This is a genomic window from Cytobacillus sp. EB106-05-05-XG126, assembly GCF_058791715.1.
In genome coordinates this window covers 1-558 of record NZ_JBYTDU010000050.1, presented here as the reverse complement: position 1 = coordinate 558, position 558 = coordinate 1, and the positions used below count along the sequence as shown (strand labels likewise).

The window sequence follows — 558 nt, the reverse complement described above, 5'->3', positions numbered from 1 at the left end:
TGGCATGCGCATTTTTAGTATAGCATGAGATATTTTAAGTTTTTATTGAAAAATATTGACAAACTATTAGCTGGTTTTGTTCAAAAAGAAAAGAGGCTGCCGGATTAACAGCTGACCTTGTGTTAGCATCCTTTGTATGCGCTAATTGTATATCTATAATACAACAGGAAAATCATTCTTTCTGGCAAGTTACCTAATGTGGTTTGCATATGGGTCATATATTCCAGTAAGCAATATAATACTTATTGACAAAACCATTGCTCCTATAACTAACAATCCGTTACCAATAATTCTGTCATCATTTTTATGTGATAGGAGACCCAGGGAGATAAACAATATTGCAACTATAATTGATATTAGTCCTAAACCAATATTCACTATATTCAACACCTTTTAAAAAGAAGTAGTGATAAAGTTAATATTATTATAACAAATAATGGAATTGCCCAATTGAATTTCTTTTTAAAGTAACCTGCCCCTTTTCGTATTATAAGGTCAGCCAGATATTTCTGGTTGACCATTTTTTATATGGTTTTATTATTACGGTAGCCGGGGTAG

General features: G+C 31.7%; 1 protein-coding gene. It reads right to left on the bottom strand.

The annotated features are described in order from the left end of the window. Positions 1-189 precede the first annotated feature (189 nt). The gene (locus tag AC3WTL_RS25680; protein ID WP_492370283.1) at positions 190-378 is read right to left on the bottom strand and encodes a hypothetical protein; all 189 of its coding nucleotides are present in this window, start codon (positions 376-378) and stop codon (positions 190-192) included. Between the last annotated feature and the right edge of the window lie 180 nt (positions 379-558).